This is a genomic window from Actinoplanes sp. CA-015351, from assembly GCF_050955685.1.
Classification (GTDB): domain Bacteria; phylum Actinomycetota; class Actinomycetes; order Mycobacteriales; family Micromonosporaceae; genus Actinoplanes.
Window position 1 is genome coordinate 204,136 of the sequence record NZ_CP192102.1, and the last position, 16,924, is coordinate 221,059.

General features: G+C 68.2%; 13 protein-coding genes. 10 read left to right on the forward strand and 3 right to left on the reverse strand.

Features of this window, described 5'->3' with window-relative positions; all coding sequences use genetic code 11:
* Positions 1 to 70 precede the first annotated feature (70 nt).
* Both ACQP2E_RS00920 and ACQP2E_RS00925 read right to left on the reverse strand, forming a co-directional pair.
* Positions 71 to 625 (reverse strand): dihydrofolate reductase family protein, encoded by a 555-nt coding sequence (locus ACQP2E_RS00920; protein WP_433827993.1) that lies wholly within the window; start codon positions 623 to 625, stop codon positions 71 to 73.
* 125 nt (positions 626 to 750) lie between these two features.
* Positions 751 to 2,778, reverse strand: a complete 2,028-nt coding sequence (locus ACQP2E_RS00925) for a SpoIIE family protein phosphatase (RefSeq protein ID WP_433827994.1) — start codon at positions 2,776 to 2,778, stop codon at positions 751 to 753.
* A 109-nt stretch (positions 2,779 to 2,887) separates the two neighbouring features.
* Between ACQP2E_RS00925 and ACQP2E_RS00930 the strand changes: the two genes are divergently transcribed.
* The 4 genes from ACQP2E_RS00930 to ACQP2E_RS00945 all read left to right on the forward strand — a co-directional run bounded on the left by ACQP2E_RS00930 (position 2,888) and on the right by ACQP2E_RS00945 (position 10,470).
* Positions 2,888 to 7,294: a HAMP domain-containing protein gene (locus tag ACQP2E_RS00930; protein WP_433827995.1), complete on the forward strand. Its 4,407-nt coding sequence runs from the start codon at positions 2,888 to 2,890 to the stop codon at positions 7,292 to 7,294.
* A 35-nt stretch (positions 7,295 to 7,329) separates the two neighbouring features.
* The gene (locus tag ACQP2E_RS00935) at positions 7,330 to 7,878 is read left to right on the forward strand and encodes a response regulator (RefSeq protein ID WP_433827996.1); all 549 of its coding nucleotides are present in this window, start codon (positions 7,330 to 7,332) and stop codon (positions 7,876 to 7,878) included.
* 122 nt (positions 7,879 to 8,000) lie between these two features.
* The gene (locus tag ACQP2E_RS00940) at positions 8,001 to 9,533 is read left to right on the forward strand and encodes a pectate lyase (RefSeq protein WP_433827997.1); all 1,533 of its coding nucleotides are present in this window, start codon (positions 8,001 to 8,003) and stop codon (positions 9,531 to 9,533) included.
* A gap of 103 nt (positions 9,534 to 9,636) precedes the next feature.
* Positions 9,637 to 10,470, forward strand: coding sequence for a hypothetical protein (locus ACQP2E_RS00945; protein ID WP_433827998.1), 834 nt, complete (start codon positions 9,637 to 9,639; stop codon positions 10,468 to 10,470).
* A gap of 67 nt (positions 10,471 to 10,537) precedes the next feature.
* Here ACQP2E_RS00945 and ACQP2E_RS00950 read toward each other — a convergent pair whose 3' ends face one another.
* Positions 10,538 to 10,867: an STAS domain-containing protein gene (locus ACQP2E_RS00950; RefSeq protein ID WP_433827999.1), complete on the reverse strand. Its 330-nt coding sequence runs from the start codon at positions 10,865 to 10,867 to the stop codon at positions 10,538 to 10,540.
* A gap of 124 nt (positions 10,868 to 10,991) precedes the next feature.
* Here ACQP2E_RS00950 and hemL point away from each other — a divergent pair, with 124 nt between their 5' ends.
* The 6 genes from hemL to ccsB are packed head-to-tail and all read left to right on the forward strand — an operon-like array spanning position 10,992 to position 16,920.
* Positions 10,992 to 12,335 (forward strand): glutamate-1-semialdehyde 2,1-aminomutase, encoded by a 1,344-nt coding sequence (gene hemL / locus ACQP2E_RS00955; protein WP_433828000.1) that lies wholly within the window; start codon positions 10,992 to 10,994, stop codon positions 12,333 to 12,335.
* Positions 12,332 to 12,988 (forward strand): histidine phosphatase family protein, encoded by a 657-nt coding sequence (locus ACQP2E_RS00960; RefSeq protein WP_111651912.1) that lies wholly within the window; start codon positions 12,332 to 12,334, stop codon positions 12,986 to 12,988. Before hemL ends, ACQP2E_RS00960 begins: the two co-directional genes overlap by 4 nt.
* A 2-nt stretch (positions 12,989 to 12,990) precedes the next feature.
* Entirely contained in the window at positions 12,991 to 13,551 is a 561-nt protein-coding gene (locus tag ACQP2E_RS00965) for a TlpA family protein disulfide reductase (RefSeq protein ID WP_433828001.1), read from the forward strand.
* Entirely contained in the window at positions 13,551 to 14,354 is an 804-nt protein-coding gene (locus ACQP2E_RS00970; protein ID WP_433828002.1) for a cytochrome c biogenesis CcdA family protein, read from the forward strand. The genes ACQP2E_RS00965 and ACQP2E_RS00970 overlap by 1 nt, the downstream gene beginning before the upstream one ends.
* On the forward strand, positions 14,351 to 15,961 hold the full coding sequence (gene resB, locus ACQP2E_RS00975) for a cytochrome c biogenesis protein ResB (protein WP_433828003.1): 1,611 nt from the start codon (positions 14,351 to 14,353) through the stop codon (positions 15,959 to 15,961). Before ACQP2E_RS00970 ends, resB begins: the two co-directional genes overlap by 4 nt.
* A complete protein-coding gene (ccsB, locus tag ACQP2E_RS00980) occupies positions 15,961 to 16,920 on the forward strand; it encodes a c-type cytochrome biogenesis protein CcsB (RefSeq protein ID WP_433828004.1) in 960 nt (319 codons plus the stop codon). The genes resB and ccsB overlap by 1 nt, the downstream gene beginning before the upstream one ends.
* Positions 16,921 to 16,924: the final 4 nt, after the last annotated feature.

Sequence of the window (16,924 nt, forward strand, 5' to 3'; positions counted from 1 at the left end):
ACGATGCCACGATCAGGGCGACAAATAGGGCAGATCGATCAACTGTGGGAAACGCGAGGGCGAGCGAGGGCTAGGAGGGCCGGACGTCGTAGGTGAGGTAAGCGAACTGGCCGATCGGGCGGGCCCCGGTCAGCGTGAAACGCGACGACGTGATGCGGCGTGGCAGCACCGGTGCACCTTTGCCCAGGCTCACCGGGGCGACGCCGAGGATGACCTCGTCGAGCAGGCCCTCGTCGGCGAACTGGCCGACCAGGTCACCGCCGCCCACGAGCCAGATGTTCTTGCCGTTCGCCGCGGCGGTCATTTCCTGATGAACGGGTGCGACCTCACCGCGTACGAAATGGAGGTTTGCTCCTGGCACTGCTGGCAGGTCGCGGGAGGTGAAGACCCAGGCTGGGATGTCGCCGTAGGGCTCGAGCCATTTTGCCGGGTTGTCCAGCGCTTTCTCCTGGGCGAGGATCCACTCGTAAGTGGTGGAGCCCATGGCGAACGCGCCGATGCCGGCGAAGAACTCGGCGAACGGGTTTTCCCCGCCCTGGTCGACCTCGAAGAGCCACTCCAGCGAGTTGTGCTCGTCGGCGATGAAACCGTCGATCGTGGTCGCGGTGTAGTACTGCGTCTTCATACCCACGACCCTGCCACGAGGGTCCGACAAAAATCCGGCCACAAAACCAGCCACAAAAATCCGGCCACAAGTCCGGCCACAAAAATCCGGCCGCAAAAACTCGCCGCAAAACCGGCCGCGAGAAATCAGGCGTCGTTGCGCAGAACCAGGATCGCGATGTCGTCCCGCGGCTCCTCGACCGAGAAGTTGATCGTGGTGGAGCGCAGTCGGGCCGCCATCACGTCAGCCGGGTACCCAGCGAGCGGCGCGCACGCCTCACGCAGCCGGTTCGAGCCGAACAGCTCCCGGCCGCGGCGGCGCTCGGTCACGCCGTCGGTGTAGAAGATCAGTGAGTCGCCCGGGTCCAGCGTGACGACCACGTCCGGCGAGGTGATCGTTTCCAGCAGGCCGAGGGCGGTGCCGCCCTCACCGACGAACGAGGTCTTGCCGTCCGCGCGTACCAAAACCGCTCGATCGTGCCCGGCCAGGTGCAGGCAGACGCTGAGCGAGGTGCCCTTGCGGGTGACCGACGCCATGGCGAGCGTGCAGTACCGTCCGCCGCCGCGCTGCACGAGCGTGCGGTTGACCCGCCAGAGGATCTCGCTCATCGCCTTGCCGTCGTCGACCAGGATCCGGATCACGTCACGGACCAGGCCGGTCACGGTCGCGGCCTGCACACCCTTGCCGGAGACGTCGCCGACGACCACGACGTGCTTGTCGTCGCCGAACGGGACCACGTCGTAGAAGTCGCCGCCCACCTCGGAGCCGGTCGGCACGTATTCGGCGGCGAACCCGATGCCTTCCACATGCGGCAGGGCGGGCGGCAGCAACGAGGCCTGGAGGGTACGCGCAACCGTCCGCCGCTCATCGTGGATGCGCGCGTTGTCGATGGCCAGAGCAGCGCGCCGGGCGACGTCTTCGAGCACGGCCACCTCGTCGGCGTCGTGCCGGTGTTTCGGATGCCGGCCCACGGCCAGCGTGCCGAGCCGGGCGCCCCGGGCCACCAGAGGCACGGCATAACCTTCGTACGGCGTACCGAACATGACCTGAGTGCCGAGGCGGGACGCCTCCTCCAGCCGGGCCAGTATCGATTCCGGACCGGTCTCGGCCAGTGACGAGTGCAGCTCGGCCAGCTGAGATTCCTCGGCATGGGTGGCGGCGGCGAGCTGGAGCCGGCCCCACGCGTCGGTGGTGTGCACGGCACACCACTGCCCGAGCCGGGGCACCACGAGCTGCGGGATCAGGGCCATCGTCAGGTTCACGTCGAGGGACTGGGCGAGCAGCTCGCTGGCCTCGGCCAGGAACGTGATCCAGGTCTGCCGGCGGATGTCGGCGCGGCGGAGGCGGTCGTTCTCCAGGTGCAGCGAGAACCGTTCGGCCACCATGGTGGCGAGCGATTGGGCGTACCCGGCAGGTGAGGCGTCGAGTTCGAGCTCGCCCGAGTACGGCCGATGCACGTCCAACGGCACCCGGATCGTGTCGGCGTTGTCGCGGGGCGCCCGGCCGTACCGTGCCAGCAGCTGGCGGCCCATGCCGTCGCCGCGGTCGAGCCGGACCACGCCGCCGGCCGCGCCGGTCAGCCGGGCGAGCCGGGAGAGCAGGTCGGTGGCGAGGTCGGCCAGGCCCTCGTCGGTGTGCCGGTCGAGACCGCTGCGCAGCAGGCCGGTGAGCGCGCCAAGGCTGGGCGTCTCCGTCTGGCTGGGCAGCCGGACCGGTACGCCTCCGCCCTCGGAGCGCTGGTCGATGCGGAACCAGACACCTTTGCCGTCGCCCTCGTGGACGGTGCCCCAGCGGCTGGCGAAGTGGTCGACAAGGAGCAGGCCACGGCCGCGTTCGGCGACCTCACCGATGTCCGGGCTTTCGTTGCGGGGGCCGACCGCGAGCTGCTCGACCGGACCGGGCGCGAAGTCGGTGACCGTGACGGTGAGCCCGCCGGGGTCGGCGGTCACCTCTATCTCCAGGTCGGTGTTGGCGTGCACCACCGCGTTGGTGGAAAGCTCGGTGGTGAGCAGCAACGCTTCGTTCAGCAGACCGACGAGGCCGGTCTCCTCCAGCACCGAACGAACGAGTGCGCGGGCCGCTGCCGGGGTACGACGATCATTGGGCAACCGGGTCCGGCGCACCAACGCATCAGGTGACGCACCTGTAGGAATGGTTCCGACCTCGGCTGGCACCCATGCATCCTCTCCTGCCAGTGGGTGTATGCACAAAGTCGTCTCTCGCATTGACCCGGTCGGGCGAGAGAGGATAGGGAACCCCGGCAATGCAGCGAGTGAGGACAGCATGACTACGGCGAACCAAGCCAGCGTCGGCGTGCCCGACGAGACCGTTCTGCTCGGTGAGCTCGCCGACGCGTTGCGCCGTGTGCGCCGCGGCGATCTCAAGGTCCGGCTGCCCCGGCGGGGTGGCGCGGCGGGTGCGGTGGCGGAGGCCTTCAACGAGGTCATCTCCCTGCAGGAACGGCAGAACCTCGACCTGCGCCGGATAAGCCGGATCGTCGGCCGGGACGGCCGGCTGACCGAGCGGCTCGACGAGGAGGGCCTGGACGGCGCCTGGGCGGACAGCGTCCGCTCGGTGAACTCGCTGATCGACGACCTGGCCCGGCCGACCACGGAGATCTCCCGGGTCATCGTGGCGGTGGCCGAGGGTGACCTCTCTCAGCACATGGCGCTGGAAATGGACGGCCGGCCGCTGCGCGGTGAATTCTTGCGGATCGGCCGCACGGTGAACACGATGGTCGACCAGCTGTCGTCGTTCGCCGACGAGGTGACACGGGTGGCCCGCGAGGTGGGCACCGAGGGTGAGCTGGGCGGCCAGGCGGACGTTCGCGGCGTCGCCGGCACCTGGAAGGACCTCACCGACTCGGTGAACACGATGGCGTCGAACCTGACGCACCAGGTCCGCTCGATCTCGCAGGTGGCGACCGCGATGGCCCGCGGCGACCTGTCCCAGAAGATCACGGTGTCGGCGCGCGGCGAGGTGGCCGAGCTGGCCGACACGATGAACGGTCTCACCGACACGCTGCGGCTCTTCGCCGAGCAGGTGACCAGGGTGGCCCGCGAGGTGGGCACCGAGGGCAAGCTCGGCGGCCAGGCCGAGGTGCCGAACGTGGCCGGCACCTGGAAAGACCTCACCGACTCGGTGAACTCGATGGCGTCGAACCTGACGAGCCAGGTGCGAAACATCGCCCAGGTCTCGACGGCGGTGGCGAAAGGTGACCTGTCGCAGAAGATCACGGTGGCCGCGCAGGGCGAGATCCTCGAACTCAAGGACACCGTCAACACGATGGTCGACCAGCTGTCGTCGTTCGCCGACGAGGTGACACGTGTGGCCCGCGAGGTGGGCACCGAGGGCCGGCTGGGCGGTCAGGCCCAGGTCCGTGGGGTCTCCGGCACCTGGCGCGACCTCACCGAGAACGTGAACCAGCTCGCCGCGAACCTCACCGCCCAGGTCCGCAACATCTCCCAGGTCTCGACCGCTGTCGCCAAGGGCGACCTGTCGCAGAAGATCACTGTCGACGCCCGTGGCGAGATCCTGGAGCTGAAGAACACCGTCAACACGATGGTCGACCAGCTCTCGTCGTTCGCCGACGAGGTCACGCGCGTCGCGCGCGAGGTGGGTTCGGAAGGCAAGCTCGGCGGCCAAGCCCAGGTCAAGGGCGTTTCTGGTACGTGGCGCGACCTCACCGACAACGTGAACTACATGGCGTCCAACCTGACCAGCCAGGTCCGTAACATCGCCTCGGTCACCACCGCCGTGGCGAAAGGCGACCTGTCGCAGAAGATCACTGTCGACGCCCGAGGCGAGATCCTGGAGCTCAAGTCGACGGTCAACACGATGGTCGACCAGCTGTCGTCGTTCGTCGACGAGGTGACCCGGGTTGCCCGCGAGGTGGGCACCGAGGGCAAGCTCGGCGGTCAGGCGCAGGTGCGCGGCGTCGCGGGAACCTGGCGTGACCTCACCGACAACGTGAACTCGATGGCGTCGAACCTGACGAGCCAGGTGCGAAACATCGCCCAGGTCTCGACGGCGGTGGCGAAGGGCGACCTGTCGCAGAAGATCACCGTCGACGCCCAGGGCGAGATCCTGGAGCTGAAGAACATCGTGAACACGATGGTCGACCAGCTCTCGTCGTTCGCCGACGAGGTGACCCGCGTCGCGCGCGAGGTGGGTTCGGAAGGCAAGCTCGGCGGTCAGGCGCAGGTGCGCGGCGTGGCCGGCACCTGGCGTGACCTCACCGACAACGTGAACTACATGGCCTCCAACCTCACCGGCCAGGTCCGCAACATCGCCTCGGTCACCACGGCTGTGGCGCGCGGTGACCTCGGCCAGAAGATCACTGTCGACGCCCGTGGCGAGATCCTGGAGCTGAAGAACACCGTCAACACGATGGTCGACCAGCTCTCGTCGTTCGCCGACGAGGTCACGCGCGTCGCGCGCGAGGTGGGTTCGGAAGGCAAGCTCGGCGGCCAAGCCCAGGTCAAGGGCGTTTCTGGTACGTGGCAGGACCTCACCGGCAACGTGAACCAGCTCGCTTCGACGCTCACCACCCAGCTGCGTGCCATCGCCGAGGTGTCCACCGCCGTGACCCGGGGTGACCTGACCCAGAGCATCGCGGTCGAGGCACAGGGCGAGGTGGCGGAACTCAAGGACAACATCAACCAGATGATCGTCACGCTCCGCGACACCACGAAGGCGAACGCGGAACAGGGCTGGCTCGACTCGAACCTGGCCCGCATCGGCGGCCTGCTCCAGGGCCAGCGGGACGTCGGCGAGGTCTGCCGCATGATCATGACCGAGGTGACGCCGCTGGTGGACGCGCAGCTCGGCGCGTTCTTCCTGGTGGACAACGAGGAAGCGGTGATGCGCCTTCGGCTCGGCGCCGCGTACGGATACGTCGCCCGTGACTACGAGGTGACGTTCGGGCCGGGTGAGGGCTTGGTCGGCCAGGCCGCGGTGTCGCGCCGGACCATCCGGGTACGCGCCACCCACGACGGAATACTGACCATGCGCTCCGGGCTGCTCGCCATGCCGCCGAACGATCTCGTGGTGCTGCCGGTTCTCTTCGAGGGCGAGATGCTCGGCGTCATCGAGTTCGCGTCGGTCGCGGCCTTCTCCGGTCTGCACCTGACGTTCCTGGAGCGGCTGGTCGCCACGATCGGCATCGCGCTCAACACGATCCAGGCGAACCGGCGTACCGAGGAGCTTCTGACCCAGTCGCAGCGCCTGGCACGCGAGATGCAGGACCAGTCGGCCGAACTCCAGCGCACCAACGCCGAGCTGGAGGACAAGGCGAAACTGCTCAGCGACCAGAAGGCCAACATCGAGCTGAAGAACCGGGAGATCGAGCTGGCCCGGCTCGGCCTGGAGGAGAAGGCGCAGCAGCTGTCCCGGGCCAACACGTACAAGTCGGAGTTCCTGGCGAACATGAGCCACGAGCTGCGTACGCCGCTGAACTCGCTGCTGCTGCTGGCCCGGCTGCTCGCCGACAACACCGAGCAGAACCTGAGCAGCAAGCAGATCGAGTTCGCCCGGACCATCCACAGCGCCGGCTCGGACCTGCTGTCGCTGATCGACGACATCCTGGACCTCTCGAAGATCGAGGCGGGCCGGATGGACGTCGAGCCGGACGTGGTCGACTTCTTCGGCATCCGCAGTTACGTCGAGCAGGCGTTCCTGCCGCAGGCCGAGGAGAAGGGCCTGGAATTCCGGGTCGACGTGGCGCCCGAGCTGCCGGAGTCGATCGTCACCGACCCGCAGCGGCTTCAGCAGATCCTGCGCAACCTGCTGTCGAACGCGGTGAAGTTCACCGACAGCGGCTCGGTGACGCTGAGCATCTTCGCGGCCTCGCCGGACGTCGACCTGGACGTGCCGTCGCTGCTCTCGGCGCGGCAGGTGGTCGGTTTCGCGGTCACCGACACCGGCATCGGCATCTCGGACGAGAAACTGGCGATCATCTTCGAGCCGTTCCAGCAGGCTGACGGCACAACGACCCGTAAGTACGGCGGCACCGGCCTGGGCCTGTCGATCAGCCGCGAGTTCGCGGCGCTGCTCGGCGGCACGATCACGGTGGCCTCGGTGCCGAACGGCGGTTCGACGTTCACCCTCTACATGCCCGAGGCCCTGGTGCCGGACGCCATCCCGATGCCGGCTCTCCCATCGGCACCGGCCAAGGCTGTTTCGGTACGCCCAGCGACGACGTTCGACCTGCCGCTGATGGAGTTGCCGCAGCTCACCTCCCATCCGGTGGAGGAGAAGAAACCAGTGGTGACCCCGGCCGGCCGCAAACTGGACGGCGCCACCGTGCTGATCATCGACGACGACGTGCGGAACGTCTTCGCCCTGACCAGCGCCCTGGAGATGCACGGCCTGAACGTCCTGTACTCGGACAACGGCGTGGACGGCGTCCGCATCCTGGCCGAGCATCCCGAGGTGGACATCGTGCTGATGGACGCGATGATGCCGGACCAGGACGGGTACGAGACGACCCGGGGAATCCGGCGCAATCAGCGTTTCCGGGACCTACCGGTAGTGTTCCTGACGGCGAAGGCGATGCCCGGCGACCGGGAGTCCGCGATCGCCGCCGGCGCGAGTGACTACATCACCAAGCCGGTTGATCTGGACGAACTGATCGAGCTGATGGCGCGCTGGGTGAACGCGGAGGGAACGCAGACACCGGAACACGGCTGAGAATGGCCCTACTACCTGTGGTGAGGTGAATACGCGTGGGTGAGCGCGCCAAGGCTCTTCTGGTCGACGACCGGCGAGACAACCTGCTCGCACTGGAGGCGATCCTGCAAGGGCTGCCGGTGACCGCGGTCGCCGTGGAAAGCGGCGAAGCGGCCCTCAAGCAGCTGCTCACCGACGACTTCGCGGTGATCCTGCTGGACGCGCACATGCCCAACATGGATGGCTTCGAGACGGCCAGCCACATCAAGCGGCGGGAACGTACTCGACACGTACCCATCCTGTTCCTGACCGCGGCCGACCGCGATGCGCAACTCGCTCTGCGGGGTTACGCGGTCGGCGCGGTGGATTACCTCACGAAGCCGTTCGACCCGTGGGTGCTGCGCGCAAAAGTGTCGATCTTCGTCGAGCTCTGGACGAAGAACCAGCAGCTCAAGGCGTCAGCCGAGGCCTCCCGCGAGCGTGAGGCGCAATGGCAGATGCTCACCGAGACGATGGACGAGGCGGCGCGCGTGCTGCGTGCCGGCGGGGACGACGCCGCCTCCGAGGCGCTCGATCTGCTGGAAAAGGCCCGATGGGGCAGCTGACCAGCCTGGTGTGACCTGGGTCACGCCGAACAACCTTGCCGGGCATCCGCGCCACTACCGGGACGTGACCGCTTGATCATGCGGTCTTCTTCTTCCTGAGTAGGAGCAACATGCGGCACGCAATGCCTACCTCTGCCTCGGACCGGCGCCGGCGTCGCCGGCTGGTCACGGGCCTCGGCGCTGCCGGTGCGGCCGGTGCGGTCACCGCGCTGGTCGCCGTTCTCGTCCCGTCGGCCTCGGCCGCCACCGTCTTCTCCGCCGACTTCGAGAGCGGCGCGAGCGGCTGGTCCAAGTCCGGTGGCACCTGGGTGGTCGGCACCGACGGCTCGAAGGTCTACCAGCAGACGAAGGCCGACAGCGAGCTGGCCCGCGTCTTCGCCGGCGAGACCTCCTGGACCGATTACTCGGTGCAGGCGAAGGTCAAGCCGATCAGCCTCGGTAGTGGCCTGGCCGGCATTGCGTCCCGCGCGAGCAGTGCCTCCACGATGTACCGCCTCGCGCTCACCTCGGCCGGCAAGGCCGAGCTGCAGTCGGTCAAGGGCAGCACGGTCAGCGTGCTCGGCTCGGCCGCGGTCAGCAACCTGACCTCCTGGCACACCCTGCGCATCGACGCGTCCGGCAGCACCGTGACCGGGTACGTGGACGGCGTGAAGGTCGCCTCCGGCACCGGCTCGCTGACCGGCACCGGCCGGATCGGCCTGGTCACCAGTTACGCGTCGGCCTCGTTCGACGACGTCGCGGTGAACCCGGTGACCGGCGCGACCGCGACTGCCACCACCAGCCCGACCGCATCGAAGACCGCCAGCGCGAGCGCTTCGGCCAGCAAGACCGCGACCGCATCGGCGAGTGCGACCGCGTCGGCGAGCAAGACCGCGACCGCCTCCGCCACTCCCAGCGCGTCGAAGACCGCGACGGCGACGGCGACGGCGACCGCGACCGCCGCGCCCACCAGCGCGACCGGCACCAGCCCGACCGCCGCGTGGCCGGCCGCGACCGGCACCAAGGCGGTGACCGCGACCATCGCGGTCTCCGGCACCCTTGATGGCGGCAATGTCCGCTACTACGGCAGTGGCGCCCTGGGCTCCGAGTCGCAGGACGAGGGCCAGGACCCGCTGTTCAAGCTCGCCGACGGCGCGGTGCTGAAGAACGTCATCCTCGGCGCCCCGGCAGCCGACGGTGTGCACTGCTCCGGTTCCTGCACGCTGATCAACGTGTGGTGGGAGAACGTCGGTGAGGACGCGGCCACCTTCAAGGGCGGCACCTCGGCGACCTACACGGTCGACGGTGGCGGCGCGAAGAGCGCTGACGACAAGGTCTTCCAGCACAACGGTGGCGGCACGCTGACCATCAAGAACTTCCAGGTCTCCGACTTCGGCAAGCTCTACCGGTCCTGCGGCAACTGCTCCACCCAGTACAAGCGGGCTGTGGTGGTGCAGAACGTGGTCGCGACCGCCCCGGCGAAGAGCCTGGTCGGCATCAACGCGAACTACGGCGACACCGCCACGCTGTCCAAGGTGACCATCGTCGGTGACAACGACCTGGACATCTGCGTCCGGTTCACCGGTAACAACACCGGCGAGGAGCCGACCAAGATCGGCACCGGTGCGGACGGTGTGAACTGCAAGTACACCGATTCCGACATCACTTTCAAGTAGTTCGACCGGTGGCTGCCGGACACCCGGGTCCGGCAGCCACCGTCGCCGATGAGCCAACCGATGGCTGCTGACGGCAACAGATCCACGGTTGGAGGGCGGCGGCATGAGGCTCATCGAGGACGACGTGCGCGCGGCACTGCGCGCGGAGGCGGTCAAGCACCGTCCGAACCGCGAGGCGATGCTCGACCGGATCACCGAGACGGCGATGCGTAACCAGTTCGCCAAGCATCGGGCCGAAGCGAAGCCCCGGTGGCGGATCAGCGGCGCGGCCGTCGCGGTGGCCGCCGTTCTCGGAGGCGGCGGATTCGCGCAGTGGGCGGTCGCCGGCGACGGGGCGCCTCAGCCGGCGCCCCCGGCACCGAGCATCAGTGTGCCCGTGGTCCCGCCGGTCGCACCGTCGCCCTCCGTCGCACCAACGTCCCCATCCGGGGCACCCAGCACCAGCAGAACCACCAAGTCTTCGTCGGCGCGGAGTGCCAGCTCCGCGCCGGCGTCCCCCTCGTCGGCGCCGGCCAGCAGCGTCCCGCCGGAGAACACCGCCACGGCCGACCCCGCGATCAGCGGTCCGCTCTGGTCGGACGGCTCGATCGACGCCTCCGACTCACAGGGCTCCGGTGTGGTGACCGTGAAGACGACCGAGCGGCTCACCGCGCTCGACGTGGCGATCCGGGTGACGCGTACCCCGGAGCTTGTTTCTCGCGGCGGCAGTCAGCAGGTGCCGGGCGCGAGCGTGAGCAGCTCGGTCACCGAGGAAGCCGACGCCCTGGTCTACCGCTTCGCGCTCTCCTCAGGCGACGTCCTGGAACCGGGGACGTACGTCTTCTTCGCGCGGTACACGTTCGCCTCGGGTGGGCGCGATGCGAACGGTGATGGATACGCTGCCACGGCGGTCACCGAGAGCGGCGCCACCGTGAACGTGTCCGGAGCCTTCGGCTAAATCCACAGCCGACCGCGCTCTCAGGAATCACCCAATCGCGATGTGACACCATCGCGGTATGTCGGGTTCAGGCCGTGCTGCTGATCATCAGGGCGCTGCGCAGGCCGGTGATGTCCAGCACCCGCATCAGGAAATCACCCACGTTGGCGAGGGCGAGCACGGTCTGCGCGTGCTGCGCCTTGCGGCTCAGCACCACAAGCGTGCCCAGGCCCTGCGAGTCACAGAACGTCACTCCGGACATGTCGAGGACAATGCGCGACGACGGCGGCTCGACAAGCAGTTCGTTGACGATCGTGGACAGCTCGGTGACGGTGAGCACGTCGATTTCCCCGGCGAGCGCGATTACCACCTCGTCGGGGGCGCGCTGCACCGCGATGGACAGCTCGGGTCGCTCCACGCAGCTCAGCCTATCCTCTCCGGGACAGTTCGGCCCGTTCGGCATGGTCAGACCGGGCGCATCCGGGCATCCCCCGGTGACGTGAACAACCCTCCAGAGATACTCGCCGTACGCCGCTGACAGAATGGGAACCGCTGTGACCACGACATTTCCCACCGCGGATCTTCCGTACCCGGAGGACGCCCCGGTTTCCCAGGCCCTGTTCGACCGCGCCCAGGCCATCGTGCCGGGCGGGGTCAATTCACCTGTGCGTGCGTTCCGAGCGGTCGGCGGCACGCCCCGATTCATGGTCTCGGGCAGCGGTCCGTGGATGACCGACGCGGACGGGCGGCGGTACGTCGACCTGGTCTGCTCGTGGGGTCCGCTGATCCACGGGCATGCGCACCCGGAGATCATCGAGGCGGTGCAGCGGGCCGCGTCCCTGGGCACCAGCTTCGGTACCCCGACGGCCGGCGAGGTCGACCTGGCTGAGGAGATCGTCCGGCGTACCGGGATCGACGAGGTGCGCCTGGTCAACTCGGGCACCGAGGCGACGATGACCGCGATCCGGCTGGCCCGGGGTTTCACCGGCCGCTCCAAGATCGTGAAGTTCGCCGGTTGCTACCACGGTCACGTGGACGCGCTGCTCGCCGCGGCCGGCTCCGGCGTCGCGACGCTCGGCCTGCCGGACTCGCCGGGTGTCACCGGTGCGGCCGCCTCCGAGACGATCGTGGTGCCGTACAACGACGTGGCCGCGGTCGAAGAGGCGTTCAAGCTCAACGGGCCGGACATCGCGGCGATCATCACCGAGGCCGCGCCCGGCAACATGGGCGTGATCTTCCCGCGTGACGACTTCAACGGAAAGCTCGCCGAGATCGCCCATCGGTACGGCGCGCTGCTGATCGTCGACGAGGTGATGACGGGATTCCGGATCTCGGCGGGTGGCTGGGCCGGGTTGCATCCGGTCGACGCCGACCTGTTCACCTACGGCAAGGTGATGGGCGGCGGCCTGCCCGCTGCGGCGTTCGGCGGCCGCCGGGAGATCATGTCCCGGCTGGCGCCGGCCGGCCCGGTCTACCAGGCCGGCACGCTCTCCGGTAACCCTCTGGCCTGCGCGGCCGGCCTCGCCTCACTGCGGCTCGCCGACGACGCGGTCTACAAGCGGCTCGACGAGGTGGCCGGCACGGTCAGCTCGCTCGCCTCCGACGCGCTCACCGCGGCGGGTGTGCCGCATCGGCTCTCGTCCGCCGGCAACATGTTCTCGATCTTCTTCACCGATGCGGAGGTCGTCGACTACGACTCCGCGAAGACCCAGGACGCCGCGGCGTTCAAGGCCTTCTTCCACGCGATGTTGTCGAACGGTGTGTACCTGCCGCCGAGCGCCTTCGAGTCGTGGTTCGTCTCCACCGCGCTGGACGACGCGGCGTTGGAACAGATCGCCGCGGCAGTGCAGCCGGCGGCCCGGGCGGCAGCAGGAGCAAAATCTTGAGCGAGTCGACAAAGACCACGGTGCACGTGCTCCGGCACGGCGAGGTCTTCAACCCCGGCAAGATTCTGTACGGCCGGCTGCCCGACTTCCATCTCTCGGAGCTCGGCAACCAGATGGCCAAGGCGGCCGCCGAGGTGCTGGCCGGGCGGGACATCACCCACGTGGTGTCGAGCCCACTGGAGCGCGCACAGGAGACGTCAGCGCCGTTCGCCGCCGAGTTCAAGCTGGAGACGGCGACCGATGTCCGGCTGATCGAGAGCGCGAACTACTTCGAGGGCAAGCGGGTCTCGGTCGGTGACGGTGCGTTCAGCAACCCCCGGCACTGGTGGGTGCTGCGTGACCCGATCACCCCGTCCTGGGGCGAGCCGTACCTGGTGATCGCGCAGCGGATGTTCGCCGCGGTGCAGGCGGCCCGGGTCGCGGCCGAGGGCCACGAGGCGGTCTGCGTCTCGCACCAGCTTCCGATCTGGACACTGCGCCGGTACGTCGAAGGCAAGCGCCTGTGGCACGACCCGCGTAAGCGGGAGTGTGGCCTGGCCAGCCTGACCTCGTTCCGGTTCGAGGGGTCCAAGGTGGTCGGTATCGATTACTCGGAGCCCGCCGCTCACCTGGTGGCCCTCTCCGCGACGGCCAAGACCGCCAAGGGGGCGTGACCATGCGCCGGCTGGTGGCCGTCACCGTCGCGGCGTTCGCCGCTGCCGGGCTCCTGGCCGGCTGCGGTGAAGACCGGAACTGGGCGAAGAACTGCTCCACCACCGAGAACCTCGTGGTGGAGTGTGCCGTGGCGGACCGGCCGCAGGTCTCCGGCGTGACCGGCGAGCTGCTCGACGGCGGCTCGTACGACATCGCGGACGAAGCCGGCAAAGTCGTGGTGGTCAATTTCTGGGGCTCGTGGTGCGCGCCCTGCCGGGCCGAGGCCGATGACCTGGAGAAAACGTACCAGGCCACGAAGGCCAAGGAGGTGTCGTTCATCGGGGTCAACTCGCGGGACGACCGGGACGCGGCGATCAACTTCGAGCGGGGCCGGGTCAGCTACCCGAGCATCTTCGACTTCGACGCGAAGGTCGCCCTGCAGTTCGACGTGAGCCAGGTGAGCACCCCCGCCACGCTGATCCTGGACCGGCAGGGCCGGATCGCTGTCGCCATCCGCCGAGCCACCACGCTCGGCGAGCTCCAGCCACTGGTCGAACGGGTGGCAGCCGAGGAGAACCCCTGATGGGCGACGCATTCCAGTCAACCGCCCTGAACGGGCCGCTGCTGCTCGCGGTCGGCGCGGCACTGATCGCGGGGTTGGTCAGCATCCTTTCGCCCTGCGTGCTGCCGCTCGTGCCCGGCTACATCTCGTATGTGACGGGCCTGGCGGGCAGCGATCTCGAAGCAGCGATCGGGAGCACGCAAGAGGAGGGCACCACCAAGACCAAGACCGAGACGCTCGCGCTGAAAGGCCGGGTGCTGCTCGGCAGCAGCCTCTTCGTGCTCGGCTTCGCGGTGGTCTTCACCCTGCTCATGACCCTGGTTGCGAACATCGGCTTCACCCTGCTGACGCACCGCGACACCCTCAACATCGTGCTCGGCGTGCTGGTGATCGTGCTGGGCCTCGGTTACCTGGGCCTGATCCCGGGCTTCCAGCGTGAGGCCCGGTTCAAGAAGCTGCCGGCCGCCGGCCTGATCGGCGCGCCGGTCTTCGGGGCGATCTTCGCGGTCTCCTGGATCCCCTGCGTGGGCCCGACCCTTGGCGCGGTCTCGGCGCTCGCCGCCACCAGCGGCAGCACTGCCCGGGCGGTGATCCTGGCGCTCGCCTTCAGCCTCGGCCTGGGCATCCCGTTCATCCTGTTCGGGCTCTTCTTCCGGCGGCTGCTCGGCGTCTTCCAGGCGATCCGGCGCAACAGCCGCTGGGTCACCCGGGTCGGCGGGGCGCTGATGATCATCATTGGACTCACCCTGATCACCGGACAGTGGAATTACTTCCTCGCCTGGCTGATGACGACCTTCAACTTCGGCGGGGAGCTGTTGCTGTGACCGTGGTAGAGGACCGGCCGGCCGAGGAGGCCGAAGCGCCGCCGCCGCGACGGGTCAACCCGCTCTGGGCGCTGCTGCGTAACTCGTGGCGGCAGCTGACCAGCATGCGTACCGCGTTGATCCTGCTCTTCCTGCTCGCGGTTGCCGCGGTGCCCGGCTCGATCTTCCCGCAGCGGTCGGTGAACCGGGAGAACGTCGCGGAGTACTTCGCGACGCACCCGAAACTGGCACCGGCCATCGACCGGGCTTTCGCCTTCGACGTCTACTCGTCGCCCTGGTTCGCCGCGATCTACCTGTTGCTCTTCACGTCGCTGATCGGCTGCGTGCTGCCACGGCTTCGTGATCACATTCGGGCGCTGAGGACCGTACCCCCGGAGGCTCCCAAGCGGATGGGCCGCTTGCCGGAGCATGCCGGTGGCCTGGAGTCGGCGCAGCCGGCCGGTGAGACGGCCGTGAGGGTCGCAGCGACCTTGCGCCGCAGGTGGTTCCGGGTTCGGGTACGGGATCAGAAGGATGGCAGCTGGACCGTCTCCGGGGAGAAGGGTTATCTCAAGGAGACCGGGAACCTGCTCTTCCACGTCGCTCTGCTGTCAGTGCTCGTGGGCGTCGGTTTCGGACATTGGTACGGGTGGCACGGCAACCGTCTGCTGGTCACCGGCGCGGACCAGGGGTTCTGCAACTCGCTGACGCAGTTCGACGACGTGTCCCTCGGGCCGCAGGTGGACGCGAGCGACCTGCCGAACTTCTGCATGAAGCTGACGAAGTTCGACGCCACGTACCAGAGCACCGGCCAGCCGAAGTCCTACGACGCGACGGTCTCGGTGAGCCAGAACGGCGGGGCGGACGAGACCCGATCGTTCACGGTCAACGACCCGCTGCGCCTGGACGACGCCAACATCCACCTGCTCGGCCAGGGTTACGCGCCGGAGCTGAAGTACACCGACCGGTACGGCGTCTCGCAGACCAAGGTCGTGCCGTTCCTGCCGGTCGACGGGATGCTGACCAGCGAGGGTGTCGCCCAGTTCCCGGACGTGAACATCGACCCGAAGACCAACAAGCGGGACGACAAGCTCCAGATGGGCTTCGAGGGAGTGTTCCTGCCGACCGGCTCCACCGACGGCAGTGCCCGCTCGCAGTTCCCGGAGCTGAACAACCCGGTGCTCTACCTGACGGCGTACCAGGGTGATCTCGGTCTCGACGTCGGCATCCCCGGCTCGGTGTACTCACTGGACCGTGACCAGATCGACAGTGGCGCGCTGAAGAAGATCGGCGGCGACCGTCCGTACGTGCTGAAGCTGGGCGAGAAGCTGGCTCTGGAGGACGGGACCACGCTGGAGTTCGTCGGCGTCCGCCAGTTCGCAACGCTCTCGATCAGGTACGACCCGACTCAGTTCCTGCTGCTGATCGGCGCTGTACTGGGCCTCATCGGACTGATGCTGTCGCTGTCCGGGCATCGACGCCGGGTCTGGTTCCGGGTGGTACCGGCAGCCGGTGACGACGCGCGGAGTAGCGTGATCGAAGCCGGTGGGCTGCCTCGCACCGACTATCCCGGGTTCGGCGACGAGTTCGCCTCGCTGACCCGAAGTCTCAAGGAAGGGACGCCCTGATGGCGGAGCTGTCGAACCAGTTGATGGCCTTCACCGTTTTTGCCTACCTGGTCGCGATGATCTGCTACGCCGGTGAGTACGCGTTCGGCCAGCGCAGCCGGATCGGCAAAGCGGCGTCACGGCAGCTGGTGGGTGCGGGAGCGCCCGTCATCGAGGAGCCGGTGGCAAAAATCCCGGCGCCGGTCCCAGCCGGCCGTGGCGAATGGGCCGGCCGGATCGCCGTCGTCTTCACGATCCTCGGCTTCGCGCTGCACCTCGGCACCACTGTCACCCGTGGCCTCGCGGCCGAGCGGATGCCGTGGGGCAACATGTACGAGTACATCCTCTCCGCGAGCCTGGTCGGCGCCGCGGTCTGGGTGGGTGTGCTGCTGCGCAAGCCGAACCTGCGCCACCTCGGGCTTTTCGCCTCACTGAGCCTCGTGGTCCTGCTCGGCGCGGCCAGCCTGGTCGCGTACACGCCGGTTGGGCCGCTGGTGCCGGCGCTGAACTCGTACTGGTTCATCTTCCACGTGTCGACGATCATCATCTCGTCGGGCATCTTCCTGATCGGCGCGGTTCCGGCCGCGATGTTCCTGATCAAGAACGGGTACGACGAGGGCAAGCGCAGCTTCCCGTACACGCTCGGCAAGCGGTGGCCGGACGCCGGAGCGCTGGAGCGGCTCACGTTCCGCCTGCACGCGTTCGCGTTCCCGCTCTTCACGTTCGGCGCGCTGATCGCCGGCCCGCTGTGGGCCGAGGCGTCCTGGGGCCGGTACTGGGGCTGGGACCCCAAGGAGGTCTGGGCGTTCATCTCCTGGATCGTCTACGCCGCGTACCTGCACGCGCGGGCCACGCCCAGTGTGAAGCGGACCGTCGCCACCTGGATCGCGCTGCTCGGCTTCGTCACGATGCTGATGAACCTGTTCGGCGTGAACCTGTTCTTCGAAGGCCTGCATTCGTACGCCAACGCCGGCGATTAAAAGG